At 62.8% G+C, this 25109-nt stretch carries 20 protein-coding genes; 9 read left to right on the top strand and 11 right to left on the bottom strand.

Annotated elements, in window-relative coordinates; all coding sequences use genetic code 11:
• Together F8197_RS01380 and F8197_RS01375 are read right to left on the bottom strand one after the other, a co-directional pair.
• A complete protein-coding gene (locus tag F8197_RS01380) occupies nt 1-1005 on the bottom strand; it encodes a porin (protein WP_152879388.1) in 1005 nt (334 codons plus the stop codon).
• Nucleotides 1006-1028: 23 nt separating this feature from the next.
• Entirely contained in the window at nt 1029-2300 is a 1272-nt protein-coding gene (locus F8197_RS01375; protein WP_019919996.1) for a dicarboxylate/amino acid:cation symporter, read from the bottom strand.
• 290 nt (nt 2301-2590) lie between these two features.
• Here F8197_RS01375 and F8197_RS01370 point away from each other — a divergent pair, with 290 nt between their 5' ends.
• Entirely contained in the window at nt 2591-3931 is a 1341-nt protein-coding gene (locus tag F8197_RS01370) for a TrkH family potassium uptake protein (RefSeq protein WP_152879386.1), read from the top strand.
• Nucleotides 3921-4616 (top strand): TrkA family potassium uptake protein, encoded by a 696-nt coding sequence (locus F8197_RS01365; protein WP_193333300.1) that lies wholly within the window; start codon nt 3921-3923, stop codon nt 4614-4616. The genes F8197_RS01370 and F8197_RS01365 overlap by 11 nt, the downstream gene beginning before the upstream one ends.
• A gap of 2 nt (nt 4617-4618) precedes the next feature.
• On the opposite strand, the gene F8197_RS01360 is transcribed toward F8197_RS01365, so the two are convergent.
• Nucleotides 4619-5545 carry an alpha/beta fold hydrolase gene (locus tag F8197_RS01360; protein WP_152879384.1) on the bottom strand — a complete coding sequence of 309 codons (927 nt, stop codon included), beginning with the start codon at nt 5543-5545 and terminating at the stop codon, nt 4619-4621.
• Nucleotides 5546-5672: 127 nt separating this feature from the next.
• Between F8197_RS01360 and F8197_RS01355 the strand changes: the two genes are divergently transcribed.
• Nucleotides 5673-6344, top strand: a complete 672-nt coding sequence (locus tag F8197_RS01355) for an ABATE domain-containing protein (protein WP_227012010.1) — start codon at nt 5673-5675, stop codon at nt 6342-6344.
• 8 nt (nt 6345-6352) lie between these two features.
• Here the strand turns inward: F8197_RS01355 and F8197_RS01350 are convergent, their stop codons facing one another.
• A complete protein-coding gene (locus tag F8197_RS01350; RefSeq protein ID WP_152879380.1) occupies nt 6353-6727 on the bottom strand; it encodes a lysozyme inhibitor LprI family protein in 375 nt (124 codons plus the stop codon).
• A gap of 32 nt (nt 6728-6759) precedes the next feature.
• Nucleotides 6760-7026 carry a UBP-type zinc finger domain-containing protein gene (locus tag F8197_RS01345; RefSeq protein WP_152879378.1) on the bottom strand — a complete coding sequence of 89 codons (267 nt, stop codon included), beginning with the start codon at nt 7024-7026 and terminating at the stop codon, nt 6760-6762.
• Nucleotides 7027-7210: 184 nt separating this feature from the next.
• Here F8197_RS01345 and F8197_RS01340 point away from each other — a divergent pair, with 184 nt between their 5' ends.
• A complete protein-coding gene (locus F8197_RS01340) occupies nt 7211-8752 on the top strand; it encodes a catalase (RefSeq protein WP_152879376.1) in 1542 nt (513 codons plus the stop codon).
• Nucleotides 8753-8765: 13 nt separating this feature from the next.
• On the opposite strand, the gene F8197_RS01335 is transcribed toward F8197_RS01340, so the two are convergent.
• Entirely contained in the window at nt 8766-10064 is a 1299-nt protein-coding gene (locus F8197_RS01335; protein ID WP_152879374.1) for a right-handed parallel beta-helix repeat-containing protein, read from the bottom strand.
• A 184-nt stretch (nt 10065-10248) separates the two neighbouring features.
• On the opposite strand from F8197_RS01335, the gene F8197_RS01330 reads away from it, so the two are divergent.
• From F8197_RS01330 to F8197_RS01320, 3 genes are read left to right on the top strand one after another with little or no spacing between them, the layout of a single operon-like run.
• The gene (locus F8197_RS01330; protein ID WP_152879372.1) at nt 10249-10545 is read left to right on the top strand and encodes a DUF3649 domain-containing protein; all 297 of its coding nucleotides are present in this window, start codon (nt 10249-10251) and stop codon (nt 10543-10545) included.
• Nucleotides 10542-12182, top strand: coding sequence for a PepSY domain-containing protein (locus F8197_RS01325; protein ID WP_152879370.1), 1641 nt, complete (start codon nt 10542-10544; stop codon nt 12180-12182). Before F8197_RS01330 ends, F8197_RS01325 begins: the two co-directional genes overlap by 4 nt.
• On the top strand, nt 12179-12550 hold the full coding sequence (locus F8197_RS01320; protein WP_152879368.1) for a DUF3325 domain-containing protein: 372 nt from the start codon (nt 12179-12181) through the stop codon (nt 12548-12550). The genes F8197_RS01325 and F8197_RS01320 overlap by 4 nt, the downstream gene beginning before the upstream one ends.
• Nucleotides 12551-12576: 26 nt before the next feature.
• Here the strand turns inward: F8197_RS01320 and F8197_RS01315 are convergent, their stop codons facing one another.
• The 5 genes from F8197_RS01315 to F8197_RS01295 all read right to left on the bottom strand — a co-directional run bounded on the left by F8197_RS01315 (nt 12577) and on the right by F8197_RS01295 (nt 20945).
• The gene (locus F8197_RS01315) at nt 12577-13539 is read right to left on the bottom strand and encodes an SIS domain-containing protein (protein WP_152879366.1); all 963 of its coding nucleotides are present in this window, start codon (nt 13537-13539) and stop codon (nt 12577-12579) included.
• Nucleotides 13540-13567: 28 nt separating this feature from the next.
• Nucleotides 13568-14884 (bottom strand): 3-deoxy-manno-octulosonate cytidylyltransferase, encoded by a 1317-nt coding sequence (gene kdsB / locus F8197_RS01310; protein ID WP_373996750.1) that lies wholly within the window; start codon nt 14882-14884, stop codon nt 13568-13570.
• Between the two features lie 14 nt (nt 14885-14898).
• Nucleotides 14899-15744, bottom strand: coding sequence for a 3-deoxy-8-phosphooctulonate synthase (kdsA, locus tag F8197_RS01305; RefSeq protein ID WP_152879363.1), 846 nt, complete (start codon nt 15742-15744; stop codon nt 14899-14901).
• Nucleotides 15745-15908: 164 nt separating this feature from the next.
• Entirely contained in the window at nt 15909-16673 is a 765-nt protein-coding gene (locus tag F8197_RS01300) for an ABC transporter substrate-binding protein (protein ID WP_152879361.1), read from the bottom strand.
• A gap of 21 nt (nt 16674-16694) precedes the next feature.
• Nucleotides 16695-20945: an ATP-binding protein gene (locus F8197_RS01295; RefSeq protein WP_227012009.1), complete on the bottom strand. Its 4251-nt coding sequence runs from the start codon at nt 20943-20945 to the stop codon at nt 16695-16697.
• 284 nt (nt 20946-21229) lie between these two features.
• Here F8197_RS01295 and F8197_RS01290 point away from each other — a divergent pair, with 284 nt between their 5' ends.
• Entirely contained in the window at nt 21230-22543 is a 1314-nt protein-coding gene (locus F8197_RS01290; protein WP_229205150.1) for a sugar MFS transporter, read from the top strand.
• 290 nt (nt 22544-22833) lie between these two features.
• Nucleotides 22834-25104, top strand: coding sequence for an McrB family protein (locus F8197_RS01285; RefSeq protein WP_152879357.1), 2271 nt, complete (start codon nt 22834-22836; stop codon nt 25102-25104).
• Nucleotides 25105-25109: the final 5 nt, after the last annotated feature.

Below are 25109 nucleotides of genomic sequence, written 5' to 3'. Positions count from 1 at the left end.
TTAAAACACATGACGCACGCCCAGGTTGAAGCCGCCGGTGCCGGTACCGTTGTCGGTGGCATTGCCGACATGGAAAACGGCGCCATTGCGGTTGCTGATATGCGCATACGCGGTGTACACGTCGGTGCGGCGCGACAGATTGTGCGTGTAGCCGATGGCCAGTTGCCGCGCGTCCTGGTTCAGCGTGGACTGGTCGCGGTGGAAAATGGCGGATGCGAGCCATTTGCCCTGCCCCATGGCCACGGTGGCGCCGATCAGCGCGTCGTTGCTGGCGCGCTGCAACAGGTCCTGGTTGTGGGACAGCGATGCGTGGGTAGTGACGCTGCCCACGCGGTAGCGCGCGGCCAGCATGGTGGAGCGGCTGCGCGCGGTGGCCAGCGCATTGTCGCGTTGATGGTGGACCAGCACCAGGTTCAAGGGCAACGCTTCCGGCCCGGTGTAGCTGACGGCTGCGCCGACGGTGCGGCTTTTTACCGTGTCGCCCGGTACTTCACCGAAGCCGTACAGCACGTCGGCCGAGAAGCCGTTGACGCGCGGCGTCGTGTACTCCACCGAGTTGTCCACGCGCGAGGTGGTGGCGACCATGTTCATGGCGTTACCGGCCAGGCCAACCACGAACGGATCGGCGACATCGCGCAGCGCCTTGTAATACGGCGAGTACTGGCGGCCGGCGCTGATCGATCCCAGCGTGGTGCTCGACAAGGCCACGTAGGCCTGGCGGCCGAACAGCAGGCCGCCCTGGCCGGCGGCGCCGGTATCGATATTGTTACCGTTCTCCAGCTGGAACGACGCCGTCAGGCCGCCGCCCAGGTCTTCCTTGCCCTTGAAGCCGATGCGCGAAGCCGAAGCCACGCCGCTGCCGATCGCCTGCACATTGCCGGCCGAGCCGCCGCGTTCGAGCACCAGGCCGGCGTCGGCGACGCCGTAGATGGTGACCGAGGATTGGGCAGTGGCAGTGGATGCGGCCGCAGCGAGGGCCAGTACGATGGCGAACTGTTGTTTCATGTTGTCTCCAGTGTTTTTATGTTTTATGCGGCGTGCTTGATTGCTTCGACCTGCTCCGGGCGCTCTTCATCGAGCGCGCCTTCCCACTTGGCGACTACCGCAGTGGCCACGGCATTACCGACAGCGTTGGTGGCCGAACGACCCATGTCGAGGAACTGGTCGATGCCCATCAACAGCAGCAAGCCCGCTTCCGGGATGTTGAACTGGTTCAGGGTGGCGGCAATCACCACTAGCGACGCGCGCGGCACGCCGGCGATGCCTTTCGACGTGATCATCAGCACCAGCAGCATGGTGATCTGGGTGCCAAGCGACATGTCGATGCCATAGGCCTGGGTGATGAACAGCACGGCAAAGGTGCAGTACATCATCGAGCCATCGAGGTTGAACGAATACCCCATCGGCATGACAAAGCTGTAGATCTTGCGGTGCACGCCGAACTGCTCGAGCGCGGTCAGCATTTTCGGATATGCCGCTTCCGAACTGGCCGTGGAAAACGCCAGCAGGAACGGTTCGCGGATCAGCACCAGCAAGCGGAAGATGCGCTTGCCGATGAAGGCGTAGCCGCCCAGCACCAGCAGCGCCCACAGGCACACCAGTCCCAGGTAAAAGCCGCCCATGAACTTGGCGAAGGTGAGCAGGATGCCCAGGCCGTTGGTGGTCACCACGGAGGCCATCGCCGCAAATACGGCCAGCGGCGCCAGGTTCATGATGGTGCCGGTAATGCGCAGCATGACTTGCGCCAGCTGGTCGATGGCAGACGTGAGCTTCGACGCCGACTCGCCCAGCGCGCTCAGGGCGCTGCCGAAGAACAGCGAGAACACCAGCACTTGCAGGATCTCGTTATTGGCCATCGCCTCGATCGGCGACTTGGGTACCAGGTGGCTGACGAAGTCCTTGAGCGTGAACGCGGCAGTTTTCAGGCCGGTGGTGGCATCGACCGGCGGCAGCGGCAGGCCAAGATGGGTACCCAGTTGCAGGAAGTTCGACAGCACCATGCCCAGCGTGAGCGACAGCAGCGACGCCACCACGAACCAACCCATGGCCTTGACGCCGATGCGGCTGGCGGCCTTGCCGTCGCCCAGGTGGGCGATGCCGACCGTCAGGGTGGAAAACACCAGCAGCGCGATCACCATCTTGATCAGGCGGAGGAATACATCGGTGACGATGGAGATATGGGACGCGATCTGCGCGCTCAGTTGTTTATCGGTGATCGCTTCGTGGCAACCGTAACCCACCGCGACCCCGAGCACCATCGCGACCAGGATGTACAGGGTTAATGGACGTTTCTTTTTCATGTATTCCTCCAAGTTTTAGTCCCAGGGTCGGCGCCCGGGGTATGGGGGAATAGCAATGGTTATGCCAGCCATTATCAAACGATATGAAGCCTGCAAGCCATTGAATTCAAAGGAATTTCCTTGAGGAAATACAATTCTGGCGACGGAATGTGAGCAGAAAACGGTAGAGCTATGCCAGGCCCACGTATGGAAAATTGGACATCCGCCTCCAGCGTCGGCTTCAATCCGTTATCAAACCCCGGTTCTCGGTATAATCGGCGCCCACCGTCACCAGCCCCACCCCAATCACCATGAGAACAGTGCTGCACCCCGCGCGCGCGGTCGCCCTTGGCTTCCTGGCCGCGATCGTCGTTGGCACGCTGGTGCTGATGCTGCCGGCAGCGCGCTCGGGCCCCGATGGCGCGCCAGTGCTGGTGGCGTTCTTTACTGCCGTCTCGGCGGTGTGCGTGACCGGCATGGCGGTGGTCGATACCGGCACTTACTGGTCGGGTTTCGGCCAGGGCATGATCATGTTGCTGTTCCAGTGCGGCGGCTTCGGCATGATGACCGCCGCTACCCTGCTTGGCCTGCTGGTCAACGGTTCGCCACGCCTGCGCACCAAGCTGATGACGCAAATGGAAACCCGCACCCTCGGCCTGGGCGATGTCGCCGCCGTCGCGCGGCTGGTGCTGGTGGTGACGTTTGCTTCCGAGTTGATCATCGCGGCCGTGCTGACGCTGCGCCTGCGCTACGGCTACGATCTTCCGTGGGGCGAGGCCGCGTGGAGCGGCGCATTCCATGCCGTCTCGGCGTTCACCAATGCCGGCTTTTCGATCCACCCGGACAGCATGGTGCGCTACGCCGGCGATGCGCTGGTGCTGCTGCCGATGATGCTGGCCATCGTGGTGGGCGGCGTGGGGTTTCCTGTACTTCACGATTTACGCAAAACCAGCCGCAACCGCTTGAGGGAGTCGCGCCACTGGTCGCTGCACACCAAGCTGACGCTGGCCGGCACCGCGCTGCTGCTGGTCGGCGGCATGGTGGCGATCCTGCTGGCCGAATGGCACAACGCCCGCACGCTCGGCGGCCTGTCGGTGCCGGACAAGCTGCTGGGCGCCTCGTTCATGTCGGTGGCGGCGCGCACGGCCGGCTTCAATGCGGTCGATATCGGCGCCCTCACCCAGGAATCGCTGGCGCTGCACTATTTTTTGATGTTCATCGGCGGCGGCAGCGCCGGCACGGCCGGTGGCGTCAAGGTGGGCACGGTGGCGATCCTGGTGCTGCTGGTGCTGGCCGAGGTCCGCGGCCATTCGGATACCGAAGCCTTCGGCCGGCGCATCGGCGCTGCCGCCCAACGCCAGGCGATCACCGTGGTGGTAATGGGCAGCGCGGTCGTGGTGGTGGGCACCATGGCGCTGCTGGCGGTCACCGACTTTCCGACCGATCAGATCATTTTCGAGGTAATCTCGGCCTTCGGCAGCGCGGGCCTGAGCACCGGCATCACGCCGCAGCTTCCCGCTTCCGGCCAGTTGCTGCTCACGCTCCTGATGTACCTGGGACGGGTGGGCACCATCACGCTGGCCGCGTCGCTGGTGCTGGGCGGGCGCCGCATGCCTTATCGTTACGCAGAGGAGCATCCAATTGTTGGGTAAGATCTTTTCAGAGCAGTTCTCGTTTTCCAGCGACGACAGCGTGGTTGTCATCGGCCTGGGGCGCTTCGGCGGTTCGGTGGCCGAGTCGCTGATGCGCATGGGCCACGACGTCATGGGCATCGACCGCGACGCCGACCTGGTGCAGCTATGGGCCGACAAGCTCACCCACGCCGTGCAGGCCGACACCACCAATGCCAGCGTGCTGCGCCAGCTGGGCGTGGCCGAGTTCTCGCATGCCATCGTCGGCATCGGCGCCGATTTGGCCAGCAGCCTGATGTCGCTGATGGTGCTGACCGAACTCGGTATCAAGGACATCTGGGTCAAGGCGCTCACGCCCGAACACGGCCAGATCGCCCAGCGCATCGGCGCCCACCACGTGGTGTATCCCGAAGTGGACATGGGCGAGCGCGTGGCGCACCTGATCACGGGCCGGATGATGGACTTCATCGAGTTCGACGACGGCTTTGCCATCGCCAAGCTGCGCGCCCCCGCCCTCACCCACAACAAGACCCTGGCCGACGCCCACGTGCGGTCGCGCTTTGGCGTGACCATCGTTGGCGTCAAGCGCGCCGGTGAAGACTTCCAGCATGCGCTGCCGGAAACACTGGTGCGGCCCGGCGACATCCTGGTGGTGTCCGGCGCCACCCACAAGATCGAGGAATTCGCCAGCAGCAAGCAACGCTAGCGTTACCTGACCGCCGCGCCGTCCAGGAACTCCAGCATCGCCGCGCCGATTTCCGCGCCGTGGGTCTCGATGGCGAAGTGGCCGGTATCGAGGAACCGCACCTGCGCCTTCGGGTTGTCGCGCTTGAAAGCCTCCGCGCCGGCCGGCACGAAGAACGGATCGTTCTGGCCCCAGATGGCCAGCAGGGGCGGTTGCTGGCGGCGGAAAAATTCGTGCAGCTTCGCGTATTGCCTGATGTTCTGGCCGTAGTCCAGCAGCAAATCCATCTGCACTTCCACGCCGATGCGTTCGATCGCGGCATGCGCCAGTTGCCAGGTCTCCGGCGCGATCAGCGTGGTGTCGCGCACGCCCTCCGTGTACTGCCACCGGGTCATGTCCAGCGTATTGAAGCGGCGCAGCGCTTCGCGGTTGGCCGCCGTGGGCTCGGCCCAGGCGCGGCGCATGTCGGCCCAGCCGGCGCTCAATCCCTCTTCGTAACCGTTACCGTTCTGGCTGACGATGGCGGTGATCTTGTGCGGATTATTGACCGCCAGGCGCCAGCCCACCGGCGCGCCGTAGTCGAACACGTACAGGGCATAGCGGTCGATGCCCTTGGCCACCGTGAAGGCGTCGATCACCTTGGCCAGGTTGTCGAAGGTGTAGTCGAACGCGGTGCCTGGCAATACGCTGGTCTGTCCGAAGCCCGGCAGGTCCGGCGCCACCACGTGGTACTTGTGCGCCAGTTGCGGGATCAGGTTGCGGAACATATATGAAGACGCGCCGAAGCCGTGCAGCAGCAGTACCGTGGGCGCGTCAGCAGGACCGGCTTCGCGATAGAACACGTTGACGCCCTGGACTTCCAGCGACTGGTGATGGACGGCAGGTGGCGCCGCCTGGGCGGATAAGGCGGTAGCCATGATGGCGGCAGCGGCGATGGTAGATGTGGTCATGATATTTCTCCGGTTGGGATGAGTTTTAATAACCTGTATAATTACATTAAACAGGTTACTTGAGCTGAGTATGACGCGACCGAAGTAACCTGTCAACTGCATTTTTAAAGGTTATTAAATGAATCCAATGACGACAACCGACGAGGCGCCATTGCTGGGCGACCACTTGGCGCTCGATTTGCTCAACACCGAGGCGCGCAGCGACGGCGCGGTAGTGGACTATTGGCATAGCGGCGACGCTGTGCGCGCGTGGCTGGCGCGACAAGGCATCTCAGCGGCGCAGCCGGCAGGCGGGCAAGCAGGTAGTCAAGCAAATAAGCAAACAAATAAGCAAGCAGATAATCAAGCAGGTAAGCAAGCGAGTGGGCAAGCCGGGGGCGCAGCGCTGCTGGCGCGGGCTCTGGCTTTGCGCGCACTGGCGCGGCGGCTGATCAAGGGACGCAAAGACGATGCGGAAAGCGGCGCCGATGCATTCGACAAGGCAGATATCGCAGCGCTCAACGACTACCTGCACGCCTACCTCGGCGCGCCGCACCTGGCGCCCGACCAGGACGGCAAGCTGGCCCTCACCCGTACCGCACGCGGCGACGCGGTAGCGTCGCTACTGGGCCCGGTGGCCGAAGCGGTGGCGCAGTTGCTGGTGGAAGGCGATTTCACGCTGGTGCGGCAGTGCGAACATCCCGACTGCATCCTGTGGTTTTACGACCGCACCAAGTCGCACAAGCGCCGCTGGTGCAGCATGGCCTTGTGCGGCAACCGCTACAAGGCAGCGCAGTTCAGGAAGAAGAATAGCCAGTAACGACTGGATTAGCGGTCGCCCTGCAGCATGTCCAGTTCCCTGGTACGGGTCTCCGCCCGATTTTGCAGGCAGCCCAAATACATCACGGTGCGGATGGTGCCGGTGCCGTACAGCGCCTGCACGGTCTTGCAGTCGGCTTCGCGGTACTTGATCCACAACCGCTGGGCGGCAACAAACTGGGTGCGTACCTTGCGCTCGGTGACCGTCTTGAGCACGCGCGAATACGTGGCGTTGAGATTGGCCTCCGCCGCTTTTTGCGTGCGCGCCGCGCATTCGTTCATGTCGGGCGTGCTGGCGGCGTTGGCGCAGTCGAGCGCTTGGGCGCTGGCACCGCCCAGCCCGAGGGCCATGGTGAGGACTAGCGTAAGCAATGGTTTGGGCATGTAGCTCCTGGCAGACAAGGTCGGATCGAAGGTCAGATCGGGTCGAACATTTCCTCGTCAATATAGCACCAGCCCCAGGTCTCGCCGCGCTCCTTTGAGCGCATGATCGGGTGGCCGGTGGCCGCGAAATGCCGGGTGGCGTGGCGGTTTTTCGACTGGTCGCAGCAGCCGGTGTGGCCGCAGGTCAGGCACACCCGCAGGTGCACCCAGGTGTCGCCCATTTTCGTGCACTCTTCGCAACCGCTGGTATTGGCGGCATGCGTATGAATCTGGTTGAAGTGTTGGCAGCCGGCACTCATGTCATGTCTCCCGTAATGAATCAACACCAGTCTAGCGCAAGGGCGCTTGATTTCCCCCTGTCCGATGACGGGGTCGGGCAAGGTGACTGTCAGTAAAACACTATCGATTTCATAGTAATAATTGACTAGGACAATGAATAACCAGGCAGTAATGTTGTCTTCCTTACCCTGAATTGGAGACATCATGAACCCTACTATCCTGGCCACCCTCGCCCTGTCGGCAGCGATGGGATTTGGCGCCGCCCACGCCCAGAACGCCACGCAGGCTGGTACCCAGCTCACGCGCGACAACGGCGCCCCGGTCGGCGACAATCAGAACTCGCAAACAGCCGGACCCAACGGCCCGGTCCTGCTGCAGGACGTGCACCTGATCCAGAAACTGCAACGCTTCGACCGTGAGCGCCAGCCCGAGCGCGTGGTCCATGCGCGTGGTACCGGCGCCCACGGCGTGTTCGTCGCCAGCAAGGACATCTCGGAATACACGCGCGCGGCAGTCTTTACGCCGGGCCAGCAGACACCGGTATTCGTGCGTTTCTCCAGCGTCATCCATGGCAACCACTCGCCGGAAACCCTGCGCGATCCACGCGGCTTCGCGACCAAGTTCTATACCAGCCAGGGCAACTGGGACCTGGTCGGCAATAACCTGCCGATCTTCTTCATCCGCGACGCCATGAAGTTCCCGGACATGGTGCACTCGCTCAAACCTGCACCGGATACCAACATCCAGGACCCGAACCGCTTCTTCGACTTCTTCTCGCACCAGCCGGAATCGACGCACATGCTCACGCGCCTGTACACGGACCTGGGCACGCCGGCCAGCTACCGCGAAGTGGACGGCAACAGCGTGCATGCCTATAAATTCGTCAACGCGAAAAACCAGGTCAGCTACGTCAAATTCCACTGGAAAAGTCTGCAAGGCGAGAAGAACCTGAACGCGACGGAAGTGGAAGCCATCCAGGCCCGCGAATTCAACCACCTGACGCGCGACCTGATCGGCGCCATCAAGGACGGCCGTTATCCGCAATGGGATTTGTATGTGCAGGTATTAAAACCCGAGCAGCTGGCCAGGTTCAACTTCGATGCGCTTGACGCCACCAAGATCTGGCCCGGCGTCCCGGAAACCAAGGTCGGCACCATGACCCTGAACCGCAATCCCGATAACGTGTTCCTCGAAACCGAGCAGTCGGCGATGGCGCCGTCGAACCTGGTGCCGGGCATCGAGCCGTCGGAAGACCGCATGCTGCAAGGCCGCCTGTTCTCGTACGCCGACACCCAGCTGCACCGCATCGGCGCCAATGCCCTGCAACTGCCGATCAACCGTCCGAGGAACGAAGCCGCCAATTACAACCAGGATGGCGCCTTGAACAGCGGCAGCCGCAAAGGCGACGTCAACTACCAGCCAAGCACCCGGGCGCCGCTGGCCGACACTGCCGAATTCAAGGCCACCGAGCTGAAACTGACCGGCACCACCCAGCAGGCGCGCACCGTCAAAACCCTGAACTTCGCCCAGGCCGGCGACTTTTACCGATCGCTCAATGCCGGCCAGCAGGCCAACCTGGTAAGCAACCTGGCGGGCGACCTGGGCCAGGTCAAGGATGACGGCATCAAGTACACCATGCTGTCGTACTTCTACAAGGCCGACGCCAATTACGGCCGCGCCATCAGCACGGCCGTAAAGGCCGATCCGGAACGCGTGGCGCAGCTGGCGTCGAAGCTCAAGGAGTAAGCGGAAGAAGTCGTTATTGCTTCTCGAACGCGCCCAGGTCCGGCGCGGCGCCCAGGAACGGCAGGTTGACGTCGCCGCCCTTGTCGATCAAGTCGCTGCCGGTGCGCAGGCGGTAGGAGCGCAGCACCGGCAGGCTGCCGTCGGCCTGGCGCGGCGCATCCCAGCCGGTGGCGGAGACGTCGTCGAAGTCGGCGTCGGACAACGTCACCGGCAAATTCCACGAGTTGTAGCGCATATTGGTGCCGTCGATATTGCGCGACTGCTGGCCCTTGTACGAGATGTTGTTGCGCAGCGTGCCGAAGTTGACGGGCGTGCCGTCGGCCGAGATGCCCAGCATGTCGTAGTTGTAGCCGTTGTCGAATGACGTGTTGTTGAAGAAGTCCAGCGCCAGCGGATGGTGGTTGGCGTAGAAGCCGGCCGCCTTGTTCTTGAACGCCACCGAGAAGCGTACCGTGTGCTTCACCCCATTCGAAACATAGGCGCCGCCGTAGCCGCCGGCCTTGATGCCGTTGCCGTTACCGGCCTGCAGCGGCGTGGTGGTGCCGGGCAGGTAGCCGTGCGACCAGGCCCACGAGTTCTCGATGACCACCGGCGAAAACGCGTTGATCAAGTCGAAACCGTCGTCGGAGTTGGCCCAGGCGCGGCAGCCGCGGAACACATTGCCCGGGTTGTTGGCCTTGATGTGGGCGCCGAAGCCGTCGGCGCTCTGGCCCGCGCCGTTGGACGTGTACGGGTCGTAGTTGTGGTGCGAATCGCTGTTGAGCACCAGATTGTAGCTACCGTTCTGGATGAACAGGCCCGGCCCCATATTGTGATGCAGGTCGAGCTGCTCGAACGTATTGCGGCTGCCGTTGACCCAGATGCCCCACGATTCGTGATTGAGGCGGTTGCCCGGCTGCTGCGGCGCGCCCGTCACTTCCAGCCCCTTCAAATGCAGCCAGCTGCCGGTGACATTGAAGCCCTTGACCCGGCAGTCGTCCTTCATTGCCGAGAAGTCGAACACCGGCTTTTCGCCCGGGTAGGCCCAGTAGCGGATCGGCCGCCCTTCGGCGCCGCTCTTGTCGAGCGTGATGGCGTTGACGATGGCGGTGCGGCTGGCGCAGCTTTCCACGCCGGCGGTGTAGGCATAGCGGCCGCCGCGCAGGTACACCGTATCGCCGGGCTGGGCCTGGGTTTGCGCGCGCGCGATCGTGGCGAACGGCGCGGCCTGGGTGCCGGGGTTGCTGTTATTGCCATTGGGCGCGACGTAATACGTGGCGGAGAAGGCCGGCGCAGACGCCAGGGCAAGCAGCAAGGGAGCAAATGTTTTCATGAGTCTCTTCATGTAGTTTTATGGTCCATTGATTATAGTCACAGCTCAAACCATGGCATACGCCGGCCAAAAAAATCACGTTCGTGAGCCAATCGCGGCAACTACTTCCTCATTGACAACACTGCAATAATGAACGAGAATTATTCGCATTTAGCGCTTCAAGCGTGCATCTGAAGGAAGTTGTATGGCCTCTACCATTCGTTACCGCGCGGGCGTGTTGTCGCGCACCGTCGCCGCCATTGCCGGCGGCTATGGCTTGTCCGCGCTGGTCGCCGCCGCCCTCGCCCTCACCCTGCCCACCACCCGCGCCGAAGCGGCGATGACCGGCACCCTCACCGCCTTCGTGGTGTATCCGGTAGCGGTGATGTGGGTATTCGCCTGCGCCAGCGCGCTGCGCGCCTGGACCGGTCTGCTGCTGGCATCGCTGTTGCCTGGCGCCGTGGTGCTGGCCCTGGGCGCCTTCACCGGAGGTGCGGCATGAAGGAAGGATTGCGCCAGTCGATGGCATGGCTGCACACCTGGACCGGCCTCTTGGCCGGCTGGATCCTGTTCCTGGTGTTCTGCACCGGTACTGCCTCGTATTACAAGGACGAGATCACGCTGTGGATGAAGCCAGAGGTCCACCAGTCGATGACACGCCAGGTGGCGCCGGCCGCTGCCACCGCCAATGCCGTGGCCTTCCTGGAGCAGCGTGCCCCCAAAAGCGACCGCTGGATCATCACCCTGCCCAGCGAGCGCGAGCCGACCTTGCGCACCATGTGGGCGCCGCCGCCAGCCGACCCGGCCAGGCAGGGTGAGCAGCGTCCGCGCCGCGCGCGCTTCGGCAATGCCACGCTCGATCCGGCCACCGGCGAGGAACTGGCGGCTGCGCGCGCCACGCGCGGCGGCGAGTTCCTGTACCGCATGCACTTCGACCTGCACTACATGCCGGTGATCTGGTCGCGCTGGATCGTCGGCATCTGCGCCATGTTCATGCTGGTGGCCATCCTGTCGGGCATCGTCACGCATAAACGCATATTCAAGGACTTCTTCACGTTCCGGCCGGCCAAGGGCCAGCGCTCGTGGCTCGACGCCCACAACGCCAGCGCCGTGCTGGCCCTGCCCTACCACCTGATGATCACCTACACCGGCATCGTCACGCTGATGTTCATGTATATGCCGTGGGGCGTGAAGGCCGTGTACCAGGACGAACGCGACAAGTTCTTCACCGAACTGCGCCAGGACGTGGCCATCGATCCCAAGGCCTCGCGCGTGCCGGCCGCGCTCACGCCATTGCAACCGCTGCTGGCGCAGGCCACGGCCGCCTGGGGCGAAGGCGGCGTGGGGCGCATCGTTGTCAGCCATCCCAAACAGACCAATGCCGCAGTGGCGTTGTATCGCCGCGACGGCAAGCAGATGTCGGTGGACCAGCCGGCCATGGTGTTCGATGGCGTGACCGGTGCACTGGTCTCGCCGCCGGAGCAGGCGGCAGCACCGGCTGCACAAACCCAGGGCGTGATGATCGGCCTGCACGCGGCGCGCTTTTCCAGTGCCGCGCTGCGGGCGCTGTTCATTGTCGCCGGCCTGGCCGGTTGCGCGATGGTGGCCACTGGCCTGATACTGTGGGCCGTAAAAGAACGCCAGAAATACGCCAAGGCGCTGGCCAAGGGGGGACGGGTCGGCTTCGGCCTGCGGCTGGTCGATGGCCTGAACCTGGGCGCCATTGCCGGCGTGCCGATCGCGATTGCCGCCTACTTCTGGTCCAACCGCCTGCTGCCGGTGGAACTGGCCGAGCGGCCGGCCATGGAAGCGGCCTGGTTCTTCGGCGCCTGGGGTACGGCAGCCGTGCTGGCAATGGCCCGGCCCTCGCGGCGCATGTGGCAGATATTGCTGGCCGTCGGTGGCGTGTTGTTTGCCGGTCTGCCGATACTCAATATGTTCACTACCGAGTCGCACCTTGGTTACAGCCTGTCGCACGGCTTGCTGCAAATCGCCGGTTTCGACCTGGTGGTACTGGTGATTGGAATCGGATTGTTATTTGCGGCTAAACGGATGGGTAATTCAAGAATGAATAAAGTAAATAAAGTTAACAAGGTTAATGACCCCGCACCGGTGCTGGCGAGTGGAGGCGCAGCATGAGCGCGCTGACCAACGGCTTGCTGATCTACGCGGCGCTGGCTGCCGCGCTGGCCGGTTTTGCCGGCCTGAGCCTGGCAATGGACCGGCACTGGGAAGCGTTGTACGGGCGCGGCTCCTCGCCGGGCGACAAGACGCGCTGGTTGCAGGCGTGCGGCACGGCCGGATTGCTGCTGTCGCTAGCCGCGTCGCTGGCGCTCAAGGGCGCCAGCCAGGGGTGGGTCATGTGGCTGGGTGCGCTGACTGCCGGCGCGGTTGTCGTGGTGCTGACCCTGACGTACCACGCGCGGCGCCTGATTCCCGTCGCCAAGGCCGCAGCAGTATCGGCGGTGGTTGCGACCATCGCAGCACAGGCTGCGTACGCCTTGTAAAACCGCTGACTGCCGGTCGAGGATTTTTACACGACCGGCTTGTCAGGAACGACGTCGTGAATCTGCAGCACGCCAACAACTTCACCGGCCTGGTTCTTGACGACCAGCGCGTTGATCCTGGCGGCGCGCAGGCGCGCTTCCGCATCGGAGAAGCGCTCGTCCGGTGCAGCCAGCTTCGGCTCGGACGACATGATGTGCCGGGCCGTGATCTCGCGGTAATCGGCGGCGGAATCGAACGCGCGGCGCACGTCGCCATCGGTGATGATGCCCAGCAAATCACCGTCTTGCATCACCAGTACCAGGCCCAGGCGGCCACGGTTGATTTCGTGTACCACGTCACGGAACGACGCATCGGGACGGCACACCGGCAGATTGTCCTTGTGCATGACGTCGGCCACGCGGGTGAGCAAACGACGGCCCAGGCTGCCACCGGGGTGGAAGCGGGCGAAGTCTTCAGGCTGGAAATTGCATTTCGACGAGAGCACCACGGCCAGCGCATCGCCCATCACCAGGGTGGCGGTGGTGGAGCTGGTGGGCGCCAGGTTGTTATTGCACGCCTCGCGCTCGACCGACACGTCCAGTACCGCGTGAGCGTGCCGGCCCAGGGTGGAATCGCGGCGGCCGGTCATGGCGATGATCCGGTTTTCCTGGTGCTCGAGGAAAGGCAGGATGCGCACCAGCTCCTCGGTTTCTCCGCTGTTGGAAATCATCACCACCACGTCTTGCGGACCGATCATGCCCAGGTCGCCGTGGAAGGCTTCGGCCGGATGCACGAAGAAGGCCGGGGTGCCGGTAGAGGCCATGGTGGCGGCAATCTTCCTGCCGATCAGGCCGGATTTTCCCATCCCCACCAGCACCACGCGTCCCTGACGGGCCAGGACAATGTCCACAGCAGCGTCGAAGTCGGCGCCGATGCGGTCAGCCATGGCCGACAACGCATCGATTTGCATCGCCACCACCTGGCGGGCCTGGGTAATTGATTCACTCATTACTACATCCATTTCAAAATACAAAAAATTACTGGGCCATGCCCGCCATCACCGTGGCAAAGCCCTCGGCCGAACCGAATACGTGTTCCTTGCCCTGCGCTACCAGGATCGCATCGGCCAACTCGCGGAACGCACCCTTGCCGCCCGCCGTTGCCAGCACGGCGCTGGCGCGGCGCTGCACGTACACGGGTGCATCGGCCACCGCGTACGACAGGCCACAGGCGGCAAACGCCGGCAGATCGATGCTGTCGTCGCCAATGCAGACGGTTTCGTGCACGGCGACGCCCGCTTGCTCCATCAGCGCGCGGCAGGCGCCGTGCTTGTCCTTGAAGCCGAACTGGTACAAGGTAATGCCAAGGTCGGCCACGCGCTTGCGCAGCGTGGGCGAATCACGGCCCGACAACACCGCCACGCGCACGCCGTTTTCTTCCAGCAGGCGCATGCCGAGGCCGTCGCGCACGTGGAAGCGCTTCAGGCACTCGCCAGTGGCATCGTAATAAATGCCGCCGTCGGTCAGCACGCCATCGACGTCGGTGATCACGAGCTTGATACCGGCCAGGGAAGGCAATGGCGCGGGCGCCGCTGCCGCAGCCGCAGCCGCGCCGGTCTCCCCTGCCATCAATGCGCGCACGCGCACCAGGCACTCGGGCGTATCGACGCCGGGGCCGGTCGGTTCCACCTCGAACGCGCGGATGCGCATGCCGGCCGCCAATAAACGCAGCTGCTCCAGTTTTTCCACCTGTTCCAGCATCGCCGGCGGCAGGCTCGAGTAAGCAGCCAGCACGTCGCGGCGATAGCCATACACACCGACATGCTTGAGGTAACGCGCCGGTGCGTCATCGCGGGCGAACGGAATCTTGGCGCGGCTGAAATACAGCGCATCGCCATTGCCGGCCAGGACCGCCTTGACCGTGTTCGGGTTATCGGCTTCGTCGGCGTCGATCGGGTGGCACAGGGTACCGACCTGGACCGAGCTATCGGCCCACATGCCACGGGCCAGCATGGCGATATCGCCGGGGCGCACCATCGGCTCGTCGCCTTGCAGGTTGATGTAGATCTCGGCCTCGACCGACTGCATGACCTCGGCCAGGCGATCCGTACCGGACGGATGGTCGGGCGAGGTCATCACGCAGCGGCCGCCGAAGCCGCGCGCAGCCTCGGCCACGCGTTCATCGTCGGTGGCGATTACCACCGCATGCACGCCCGGCACTTCGAGTGCGCGTTCATACACGTGCTGCACCATGGGCTTGCCGAGGATGTCGGCCAGCGGCTTGCCAGGCAAGCGCGTGGAACCGTAACGGGCCGGGATAACGATGGCCAGGCGCTGGGTAGTGATGTCGTTCACGCTGCGATTCTCCATCAAGCGATATTGAGTGCCGGGAACGACTTCACCAGGTCGTCGAGCGACTTCAGTTGCGACAGGAACGGTTCCAGCTTATCGAGCGGCAAGGCGCTTGGACCGTCACAAAGAGCGTTGTCCGGATCGGGATGCGCTTCCAGGAACAGGCCGGCGATACCCACGGCAATGCCGGCACGCGCCAGGTCGGCCACTTGCTGGCGGCGGCCACCGGAAGCGGCGCCGCCCGGATCGCGTTGCTGCAGCGCGTGGGTGACGTCGAAGATGATCGGCAGGTCGTTGCAGGTCTTCTTCATCACGCCAAAGCCCAGCATGTCCACGACCAGGTTGTCGTAGCCGAGGCAGGTGCCGCGATCGCACAGGATCAGCTGTTCGTTGCCCGCTTCCTTGAATTTCTCGACGATGTTGGCCATCTGGCCCGGGCTCAAAAACTGCGGCTTCTTGATGTTGATGACCTTGCCGGTTTTGGCCAGCGCCACCACCAGGTCGGTCTGGCGCGCCAGGAAGGCCGGCAATTGCAGCACGTCGACCACTTCGGCGACCAGCGGCGCCTGGAATGGCTCGTGCACATCGGTAATCACCGGTACGCCGAACGCCGCCTTGACATCCTGGAAGATGCGCATGCCCTCTTCCAGGCCAGGACCGCGATACGAATGGATCGACGAACGGTTGGCCTTGTCGAAGCTGGCCTTGAACACGTAAGGAATCCCCAGCTTTTGCGTCACGCGCACATATTCTTCGCATGCACGCATGGCAAGATCGCGCGATTCGAGCACATTGATGCCGCCAAACAGCACGAAGCTACCGGTGTTGCTGACATTGATACCGTTCACATTGACATTGGCCATACGAATTCCATTCCACTTAAATAAATACAATTGATAACAGCCGCCAACCCGGCTTGGCCAGGTGCGGAAAATTCATTCTTGTCGCCAGGCGCGTCTGCGTCGCCACTCGATACCGCAGGATAATTTAAGATTATAAATTCAAACCACCGATTGCCATGGGCCGTTCAGCGCGTATATTTGTCGCGCATCCTGCGCAGCGAGCCGTCCTTGCGCATATTGCTGAGGGTCTGGTCGAACGCCGTGACGACCTCCGGCGCGACCGTGTTGCGGTTGAAGATCAGGTAACTCTGGGTGGTTTCGATCGGCGGACCGATCACTTTGGCCTTGTCCAGCGCATTCAGGCGCTTGAGCACTGCGGCGCCCATCACCCGGCTGCTCACCAGGGCATCCATGCGCCCGGCCAGCAATTTGCGGAAGTTTGCTTCGTAGGTCTGCGCCACTTCCAGGCGATTGAACATGCCGCGAGCGGCAGCGCCATCGAAAATGGCCCCATACGACACCTTGTTGACCACGCCCAGGCGCACGTCGGCCAGCTCGCTGACGTTGCCCTGGAACGCCATGCGCGAACCGGCGCGCACGAAGATCACGAAATCCTGGGTCAGCAGCGGTTCGCGCGGGAACAGGTATTTCTGCTCGCGCTCATCGTTCTTCTTGATGGTGAAAAAGCCGTCGGCGCGCGGCGTGTCGATCAGCGACAGGCTGCGCGCCAGTGGATAAAACTGCAATTCGATAGGTTGGTCCATGCGCGCGAAGATGGTGGTCACCAGCTCCACCATCATGCCCGTCGGCGGCTGCCCCGGCTGCACCTCCATGAACGGCGGGTAATCGAAGCTCACCAGTACCAGCGGACCTTCGCGCGCCGGCGCGGCCCGCAACACCGCAGCACCGAGCAGAACACCGAGCAGCGCGTGGACGAACAGGCGTTTCATGGCGCTCCCCTTCGGTTCGTATCAGGTTTCGACCCGGCCGGCCAGATCGGCCATCAGCCGCACGATCTCGTCGAAGCTCACCGGCTTGGTCAGGTGGTGGTCGAAGCCGGCCGCATCGGACTTGAGGCGGTCGGCATCGGTACCCCAGCCGGTCAGCGCCACCAGCACCACGCCGTCGAGCGCTTGTTGCGAACGCAGTTCGCGCGCCACGTCGTAGCCGCTCATGCCGGGCAGGCCGATGTCGAGGAAGACCACCTGCGGCAGGAAGCTTTGCGCACGGCCCACGGCGTCGATGCCGTCGTGCACCGTGGCCACGGTGTGCCCCTTGATCTCGAACAGCGCCGACAGCGTTTCGGCGGCATCGACATTGTCGTCCACCACCAGCACGCGCAGGCTGGTGTTCGAAGTGGCATCCACCCGCACCGGCGCGGAGATGGCAGCCGTCGCTGGCGTGGGCGTTTGCGCCGCCAGCAGCGACTGCATGGCCGGCAGCATCACCGGCAGGTGCAAGGTGAAGGTACTGCCGCAACCGGCGCCCGCACTGTGCGCGCTCACCTTGCCACCATGCAGCTCGGTCAGGCGCCGCACCAGGTTCAAACCGATACCGAGGCCGCCCTGCGCCTGCGCCTCACTGCCCGGCACCTGCGTAAACATGTCGAATACGCTGCCCAGCGCGTCGGCCGGAATGCCCACGCCGTTGTCGCTCACGCTTACTGTCAGCTCGCCGTCGGCGACGGCTGCGCGCAACTCGATGGCGCCGTGTTCGGGCGTGTACTTGGCGGCGTTGTTGAGCAGGTTGCCGATCACCTGGGCGATGCGCTGGGCGTCGAGCCACAGCGGCGGCGGGTTGTCCGAGACCGAAATCTTCAGCCGGTGATGGCGGGCGTCGATCAGCGGCGTGCTCAGTTCCACGGCGTTGCGCACGATCGCGTTCAGGTCGGCCGGGCCGAATACCAGCACTTCCTTGCCGCGCGCAATGCGCGCCAGGTCCAGCAAATCATCCACCAGGTGCACCAGGTGGCCCACCTGCCGCTCCATCATGGCGCGGATGCGTTCGATTTCTTCGTGCGCCAGGTGCTGGGCGCGCATCATTTCCAGGCCGCTGCGGATCGGCGCCAGCGGGTTGCGCAGCTCGTGCGCCAGCGTGACCAGGAATTCGCGTTGCGCCTGGTTGGCCTGCGACAGTTCGCCGGCCTTGCTGCGCAGCTCGGACTCGCCGCTCTTCTGGTCGGTGACGTCGAGCGTGACGCCGTCGAAATGGATCATGCCGCCCTGCTCGTCGTGCTGCGACCAGGCGATCATGCGGATCCAGCGAGGCGCGGTCTGCCCCGGCGCCGGGGCCACGCGGAACTCCGCTTCGTAGCCCTCGCCCTCCACCATCGCCCGCTGGAATTCGTCTTCGAGGCGCGCCCGGTCCTCGGGATGCACGCGCTGGTAGAACTGCGAGACCGGCACCAGGCCGTCGGCCGGCAGCGCGAACTGGGTGCGCAACTGGGCGTTGGCCTGCATGGTGGACAGCGGCGAGTCGGCATACCACACGCCGATGCCGCTGGCGCGCGTGACATTGGCGAAGCGGTCCTGCAACAGGCGCCGCTCGTGGACGTCGATCACGGTACCGACATAGCCGAGCAGCCGGCCGTCGTTGCCGAAGCGCGGCGCACCGGCGTCGATCACCCAGCGGTAGCCGCCCACGCGGTCGCGCAAGCGGTAGTCGATCGAGAACGGCCGGTTGCGGTCGCACGCTGCGGTGTAGGCATCGGCCACACCGGCGGCGTCGTCCGGGTGGATCAGCTCCATCCAGCCGCGCCCGAGGTCCTGCTCCAGCGAGCGGCCGGTGTAGTCGGACCAGCGCTGGCTCAGGAACGTGCACTGATGGTGTTCGTCGGTGGTCCAGAACATGGCCGGCGACGCATTGACCAGCGAGCGGAAATATTCTTCGCGTTCGCGCAGCGCCAAGGTGGCCAACTCGCGTTCGCGGGCCTGCTCGATGTGGTTGCGCACGCGCGCCAGCAGTTCGTTGGCGGAAAACGGCTTGACCAGGTAATCGTCGGCGCCCGCCTCCAGCCCCTCGATGCGGGCCTCCTCGCCGGCGCGGGCCGACAGCAGGATGACCGGCACGTGGCGGATATTCTCGTCGGCGCGGATGGTCTTGAGCAGCGCGAAGCCATCGAGGCGCGGCATCATCACGTCGCTGAGCAGCAGGTCGGGCGGGTTGCGCCGCACGGCGTCGAGCGCATCCTGGCCGTCCGCCCAGGTCTCCACCGTGAATTCGCGTTCGAGCAGCGAGCGCACGTAGCCGCGCATGTCCTGGTTGTCGTCGGCGACCAGGATGCGGGGGCGTTGCAGCGGCCTGGCTGCGAGAGCGACCGCCGTTGCGGCAGGCGCGGCGCCTGCCGGCGCGCCGGCTTCGGCGCTCGGCTCCACCTCTGTTTCCAGGCCTGGTTCCGCGCTGGAATCCGACGGCGTGCCGTCGGGCAGCCAGCGCAGCGCCTCCTCGACGAACGCCGAGCCCATGCGCTCGCCGGTGGAACTATCCGAGTGCGCCACCACGTACTGCGGCGGCAGGTGGCTTGATCCGAACGGTATCTCCACCGTGAACGTGGTGCCCTCGCCCAGCGTGCTCTCGGCGGCAATGGCGCCGCCGTGCAGGCGCACCAGTTCCTGGATCAGGGCCAGGCCGATGCCGGTGCCCTCGTAGCTGCGGCCCTGCACGCCTTCCACGCGGTGGAAGCGCTCGAAGATGCGCGGCAGTTCGGCGGCCGGGATGCCGGCGCCGGTATCGCGCACGGTCAAACGCGCGCCGGTGTCGGTTTGTTCCAGGCGCACCGCCACGCCGCCATGCATGGTGAATTTGAACGCGTTCGACAGCAGGTTGAATACGATCTTTTCCCACATGTCAAGGTCGATAAACACGGGTTCGGACAGCGGCGCCGTCTCCACCCGGTAGGCCAGGCCGGCCTTGTCCATGGCCGCCTCGAACACGCTGGCCAGGTTGGCCGTCAGTTGCGCCAGGTCCACCGGCGCGAACCGCGCCTGCACCCGGCCCGCCTCGATGCGCGAAAAGTCCAGCAGCGAATTGACCAGCTTTAACAGGCGCAACGCATTGCGGTTTGTGAGGTCGATGCGATCGCGCTGGCGCGGCGCCAGCGGCTCCGCGGTATCGGCCAGCGCGTCTTCCAGCGGACCCAGGATCAGCGTGAGCGGCGTGCGGAATTCATGCGAAACGTTGGAGAAGAACGCGGTCTTGGCCTTGTCGATTTCGGCCAGCGCGGCAGCGCGCTTTTGCTCCTGCTCGTAGGCCAGCACATTGCCCAGCGCCGTATTGAAGGCGCCGCGCAGCAGTTCGTAGAAATTCAGGTAGGCAGCATCGAGCGCGCGGCGGGCGCTCACGCCGGCCACCAGGAAGCCGTACGGACGCTCCTGCCCGGCCACCGTCAGCGGCAGCACCATGGCGGTATGGGGCGCCTCTTCATATGGCGCGCAGCCGAAGGAACCGAGACGCGCAGCCAGGTCTTCCATCCGGTGACTGCCCCCGGCCGCCAGCGCGGCGGCGAAATCCCAGCCGCCATGGCCGTGCAGCGCTGCTTCGGCCGGCGCCAGCGGGCTGTCGGCCGGCAGTCCGACCTGGGCACGCAAGGCCAGCGTGCGGCCGTCGCCGGCCAACTGGTAGAGCAGCATGAACGGCACATCCATCGCCAGCGTATCGCTGTCATAGACCATGAAGCGCGCCAGTTCGTCGCCGGTGCGCGCCAGGGCGATGCGGCCGGTGAGGTCGCGCAGGTTCTGGGTGCGGCGCGCGTCCAGTACCGCCGCCGTGCCTTCGCTGATCGGGTGGAAGATGCCGCCCACGTTGCCCGATTCGGCACGGATCGGCGAGAACGAAAACGTCATGAACGCTTCTTCCATGTAGCCGTAGCGGTCGAGGAACATGCGCTGGTCGCGGATATACACGCCCTCACCGGCGTGGGCGCGATTGAAGGCATCGCCGACGACCGGCAGCGCGGTGGCCCAGCAGATCTTGAACGGCTCGCCCATCGACTGCGGGTGCTTGGCGCCGCAGATCGGCCGGTAGGCGTCGTTATAGATCTGCACATCCTCGGGACCCCAGGCCACCAGCATCGGGAAGGTGGACGACAGGCACAGGCTGACGGACGTGCGCAGGCTTTGCGGCCAGCCGGAGACCGGGCCCAACGGCGTCGTGGACCAGTCCATCGAGCGTATCAGTTCGCCCATGTCGCCACCGCCGGACAACCATCCCAGATCGTCTGCCATTGCCTGTCCGGCCTCTTGCGCCACCGTTCCCCGCTGCTCCATCCATCCCCCGGCTTGTCTTGCGTCCGGCGGCAATTCCGCCGGTCATGCAGTATAACGCTTTCCACATGGATACCCGGAAAAGCGCGTACAGTGCCGCAGTTTTAATGCGCAGTGGCAATAATCCGTTTCAGTGATACCTGTCATCACCATTTCGATATAGAGGAATTCTATTTAGTTATTGGTGTTATACCCGCTTTGCCCCTAAGATTGCGATCCAGGCAAGTCTATAAAAAGGATACAAAGTGGCGGCACCAACACCTTCGAGCAGCACCGCGATCAGCGCATCGCACGCAAATACGGCAAAATCGGCGATGTACCTGCTGACCAGCCTGTTCTTCACCTGGGGCTTCATCACCGTTATCAACAACACCCTGCTGCCACACTTGCGCAGCGTGTTCGAGTTGAACTACACCCAAACCACGCTGATCGAATCGGTCTGGTTCATCGCCTACTTCTTTGCTTCGATTCCGTCCGCGCGGCTGATCGAGCGCGTGGGTTACAAAAAATCGCTGGTCACCGGCCTGGTCATCATGGCCGTCGGCGCACTGATGATGATCCCCGCCGCCCACCTGCCGTCGTATCCGGTCACGCTGTTCGCGCTGTTCGTCATTGCCTGCGGCATTACGCTGCTGCAAGTGGCGGCCAACCCGTACGTGGCAGTGGTCGGTCCGGCCAGCTCGGCGTCGGCCCGTTTGAACCTGGTACAAGCCTTCAACTCGCTCGGCACCATGCTGGCGCCGCTGTTCGGCGGCTACCTGATCCTGGGCCGCTCCAACTCGGGCACCGCCACCACCGACCAGGTGCTGACCCAGGCCGAGCGCCTGGCCGATGCCCGCGCCGTGGAACTGCCGTACCTGATCGTGGCCGGCGTGCTGATCATCCTGGCCATCGTCATCGCCCGCTTCCCGCTGCCGGAAATCGGCGCCTCGACCAACCGCGAAGCTGCCAAGGCTGCGCGCAAGAACCACTCGCTGTGGAAGCACCGCAACCTGGTGTTCGGCATTCCAGCCATCTTCATCTACCTGATTGCCGAAATCGGCGTGGCCAACCTGTTCATCAATTTCGTGTCGCAGCCGGACATCGGCAACGTGACCCACGAAAAAGCGTCGCACTACCTGATCATCCTGTGGGGCGGCATGATGGTGGGCCGCTTCGCCGGTAGCGTACTGATGCGTAAATTCTCGGCCGAAAGCGTGCTGGCAGGCTGCAGCATCGGCGCGGCGATCGTGATGACGATTGCCACGTTCGCCGGCGGCTCGGTGGCGATGTGGGCGTTGATCTCGGTGGGCCTGTTCCACTCGGTGATGTTCCCGACCATCTTCACGCTGGGCATCAAGGGCCTGGGCCCGATGACCGAAGAAGGTTCCGGCCTGATGATCATGGCGATTGCCGGCGGTGCGCTGGTGGTGGTGCAAGGCATGCTGGCCGACCATTTCGGTCTGCAGCAATCGTTCCTGCTGACCGTGGCCTGCGAAATCTACGTGCTGTTCTACGCACTGTGGGGCGCCAAGGCAACCAACGCCTTCCCGGAAGAGCCGGTGGCCGACACTAAATAATCAGTTCGCTGATACGACAAAACCCCGGTGCGCCGGGGTTTTTTTATGCCTGTGCCGCATAGCGAAGGACAACGGCATCAAGTGCGTGCTTTTCCAGAGAAACGAATGTGAGATGTGGTGGGATCAAACCCACCAGAAACTTGGGCGTAAGGTGCCGCTGAACTCGGACATGTTGGCGTAACCCGGCATGGACTTGATGAGTCCTCCATCGTGGATGTTATCCACTATTTCATTTGAGAAATTTCGTCTACAATTAAATTAATACCGACGTTAATCCCAAGGAGAGTCATTTGAGTTTGATTTTATCCACCGAGGAAGGATTAAGGCAAGCCTACCTTGAAGCTGAGAAGCACTTGAAAACGAGTCCGAAGCAGCAGCAATGGTTAAACAAGCTGGAGCAGCATTTGCGCGCCGTTCAAGAAGCTTCGAAGGAAGTTTTTTTTTCACTTCCTTTTCAGCGGACGCTCTGGAATAGCGATGTGGTTTCGGGGGTTGGCTGGGGTGGAGCGATCAATGTGGACAAGGTTATTTCTGATGACGCAGTTATCGAACGCCTTTGGAAGCTGCGTACCGAACCGCTTCCCGAACCGGGAAACGAGAGAACCCGATATCTGGCCCGCGAATTTAGCGAATGCCTTGCATTGATAGCGCCACAAGTTCGCAAAAAACCCCGGTTAAAGCTCTTCAATGTATTTGCATCGATTCATCCATCGGAATTCGTCACGCTCTCCTACACCAAGGTACTGCGAAGCTTGGCGCGGGCAATGGGACTGCCGGCTTCCACGAAAATTCACCCGGTTGACGTCCATCGATCCATTCTAGACCGGTTTGATCAAGTGCTGGGCAAGACTGCCGCTCCGCCATCGCGTGACGGACTCGAAAGGATGTCTCTGGCTTGGGCTTTATGCAGTACTGCGGAGGAAGAAGCCGATGCGGTGGAAATAGTCGATACGGACAAAGACGCTGGCTCGGTAAAATTATTACCTCTGCCCGCAGAGCGTCGCCGCCGCGGCATGCTGGCTATTGCGGGCTCGTTTGCAACTATTCGTGGAATTGTGGAGTTCGCGAAAGACGGTTGCATGCGCGAAGATTTACGAGAGCATATACGCTCTATCAATTCTGCCTTATCGCCAGCAGCAATCAACACCAACCTCCATGCGCTGATAGCCGAGTGGGGCGTGTTGCAATCAAATGGCTCCATGCTGGAATTAACGACACGTGGCGAAGCGCTGTTGGAAAATGGCGATCCAGACGATGTCTCGGATTGGCTGCTGACAAAGATACTCGGGTTCGACCATGTTCTGTATGAATTAAAGACCAAAACTCACGCCACACGAAATCAGTTGCGCTCGCTTTTGAAATTGGTTAACCCGGGGTGGACGACCAATTTTAACCCGGATGCCATGATCGGTTGGCAAAGGGACATGAAGCTAATCTATCGTGAAGGCGAAGTGTTCAAGCTTACCGAAACGGGCCTGGACTGGGCAGAGCGAATACACTGGATTCCTGAATCACTGCCGCCCCTTAACGCACCTGACGATCTCGATGTGGCCGAAACGTCCACAACAAGCCAAACTCTCGTACGACCGGCATTGCGCGATATTTTAAGTTTTATGCCGGTTGATATGGTCTTTTCAAATAAACTCGTCGCCCGTCTGGACGCGAGTTTATGGAGCAACCATCGGCGCCATTTTGCCGTGCTGGCGGGATTGAGTGGATCCGGGAAGACATTGCTTGCGTGCAGTTACGCGCGGGCATTGTGGAAGGCAGAAGCCGATAGCAGAGAGCGGTTGTACGTTTTGCCTATCCAGCCAGGCTGGCACGATCCGTCTAGCGTCTTCGGATACGTCAATCCGATAAATGGCGACAGTTATGTACGCACGGGATTTCTGGAGTTTTTGATGCGTGCCAGCGCGGACTCTGCACAGCCCTATGTCGTGGTATTAGACGAAATGAATCTTTCTCATCCTGAGCAATATCTTGCGCCGTTATTATCGGCGATGGAAACCGGTGACGATATCGAACTGCATACATTTTCCGAAGCCATCAGCGGCGTACCTTCTCGTCTGCCCTATCCGGCTAATTTACTGATCATCGGTACAGTAAATATGGACGAGACTACGCACGGATTGAGCGACAAGGTTCTCGATCGCGCATCGGTCATCGAATTCTGGGAGGTCGATGTGGACGCCTATCCTGGTTGGGGAAAGACATCGCTGGCTAGCGATGCAGCAGCAACTGCACGTGAAGTCCTGATCGGTTTATATAAGGCCCTCAGTCCCAAGAGGCTTCACTTCGGCTGGCGGACCGTGGGTGACGTCATCGGATATATGGAACAGGCGGCACAAGGCGGCGTCATCAATCACCTGGACAGCCTCGATCAAGCAATTTTTTCGAAAATCCTGCCCAAGCTTCGAGGTGAAGATAACACCCGCTTACGGGCCGCTTTGGAACAAACCAGACTTATATTGCGTAACGCCAGATTGCATGATTCCGCCACTAAAGTAGAAGAGTTACAGGAAGACTTGCTGCACACTGGCAGCGCCCGATTCTGGCGATGAGTTCG

Origin of the sequence: Duganella sp. FT27W, from assembly GCF_009295655.1 — a bacterium.
Lineage (GTDB): Bacteria > Pseudomonadota > Gammaproteobacteria > Burkholderiales > Burkholderiaceae_D > Rugamonas > Rugamonas zoogloeoides.
The sequence above is the reverse complement of the archived record's forward strand: the minus strand, read 5'-3'. Positions and strand labels throughout refer to the sequence as shown.

Coding starts and splice junctions, on each gene's coding strand:
- F8197_RS01380 (WP_152879388.1), bottom strand. CDS start 1,005: ATGAAACAACAGTTCGCCATCGTACTGGCCCTCGCTGCGGCCGCATCC.
- F8197_RS01375 (WP_019919996.1), bottom strand. CDS start 2,300: ATGAAAAAGAAACGTCCATTAACCCTGTACATCCTGGTCGCGATGGTG.
- F8197_RS01370 (WP_152879386.1), top strand. CDS start 2,591: ATGAGAACAGTGCTGCACCCCGCGCGCGCGGTCGCCCTTGGCTTCCTG.
- F8197_RS01360 (WP_152879384.1), bottom strand. CDS start 5,545: ATGACCACATCTACCATCGCCGCTGCCGCCATCATGGCTACCGCCTTA.
- F8197_RS01355 (WP_227012010.1), top strand. CDS start 5,673: ATGACGACAACCGACGAGGCGCCATTGCTGGGCGACCACTTGGCGCTC.
- F8197_RS01350 (WP_152879380.1), bottom strand. CDS start 6,727: ATGCCCAAACCATTGCTTACGCTAGTCCTCACCATGGCCCTCGGGCTG.
- F8197_RS01345 (WP_152879378.1), bottom strand. CDS start 7,026: ATGAGTGCCGGCTGCCAACACTTCAACCAGATTCATACGCATGCCGCC.
- F8197_RS01340 (WP_152879376.1), top strand. CDS start 7,211: ATGAACCCTACTATCCTGGCCACCCTCGCCCTGTCGGCAGCGATGGGA.
- F8197_RS01335 (WP_152879374.1), bottom strand. CDS start 10,064: ATGAAAACATTTGCTCCCTTGCTGCTTGCCCTGGCGTCTGCGCCGGCC.
- F8197_RS01330 (WP_152879372.1), top strand. CDS start 10,249: ATGGCCTCTACCATTCGTTACCGCGCGGGCGTGTTGTCGCGCACCGTC.
- F8197_RS01325 (WP_152879370.1), top strand. CDS start 10,542: ATGAAGGAAGGATTGCGCCAGTCGATGGCATGGCTGCACACCTGGACC.
- F8197_RS01320 (WP_152879368.1), top strand. CDS start 12,179: ATGAGCGCGCTGACCAACGGCTTGCTGATCTACGCGGCGCTGGCTGCC.
- F8197_RS01315 (WP_152879366.1), bottom strand. CDS start 13,539: ATGAGTGAATCAATTACCCAGGCCCGCCAGGTGGTGGCGATGCAAATC.
- kdsA (WP_152879363.1), bottom strand. CDS start 15,744: ATGGCCAATGTCAATGTGAACGGTATCAATGTCAGCAACACCGGTAGC.
- F8197_RS01300 (WP_152879361.1), bottom strand. CDS start 16,673: ATGAAACGCCTGTTCGTCCACGCGCTGCTCGGTGTTCTGCTCGGTGCT.
- F8197_RS01295 (WP_227012009.1), bottom strand. CDS start 20,945: ATGGCAGACGATCTGGGATGGTTGTCCGGCGGTGGCGACATGGGCGAA.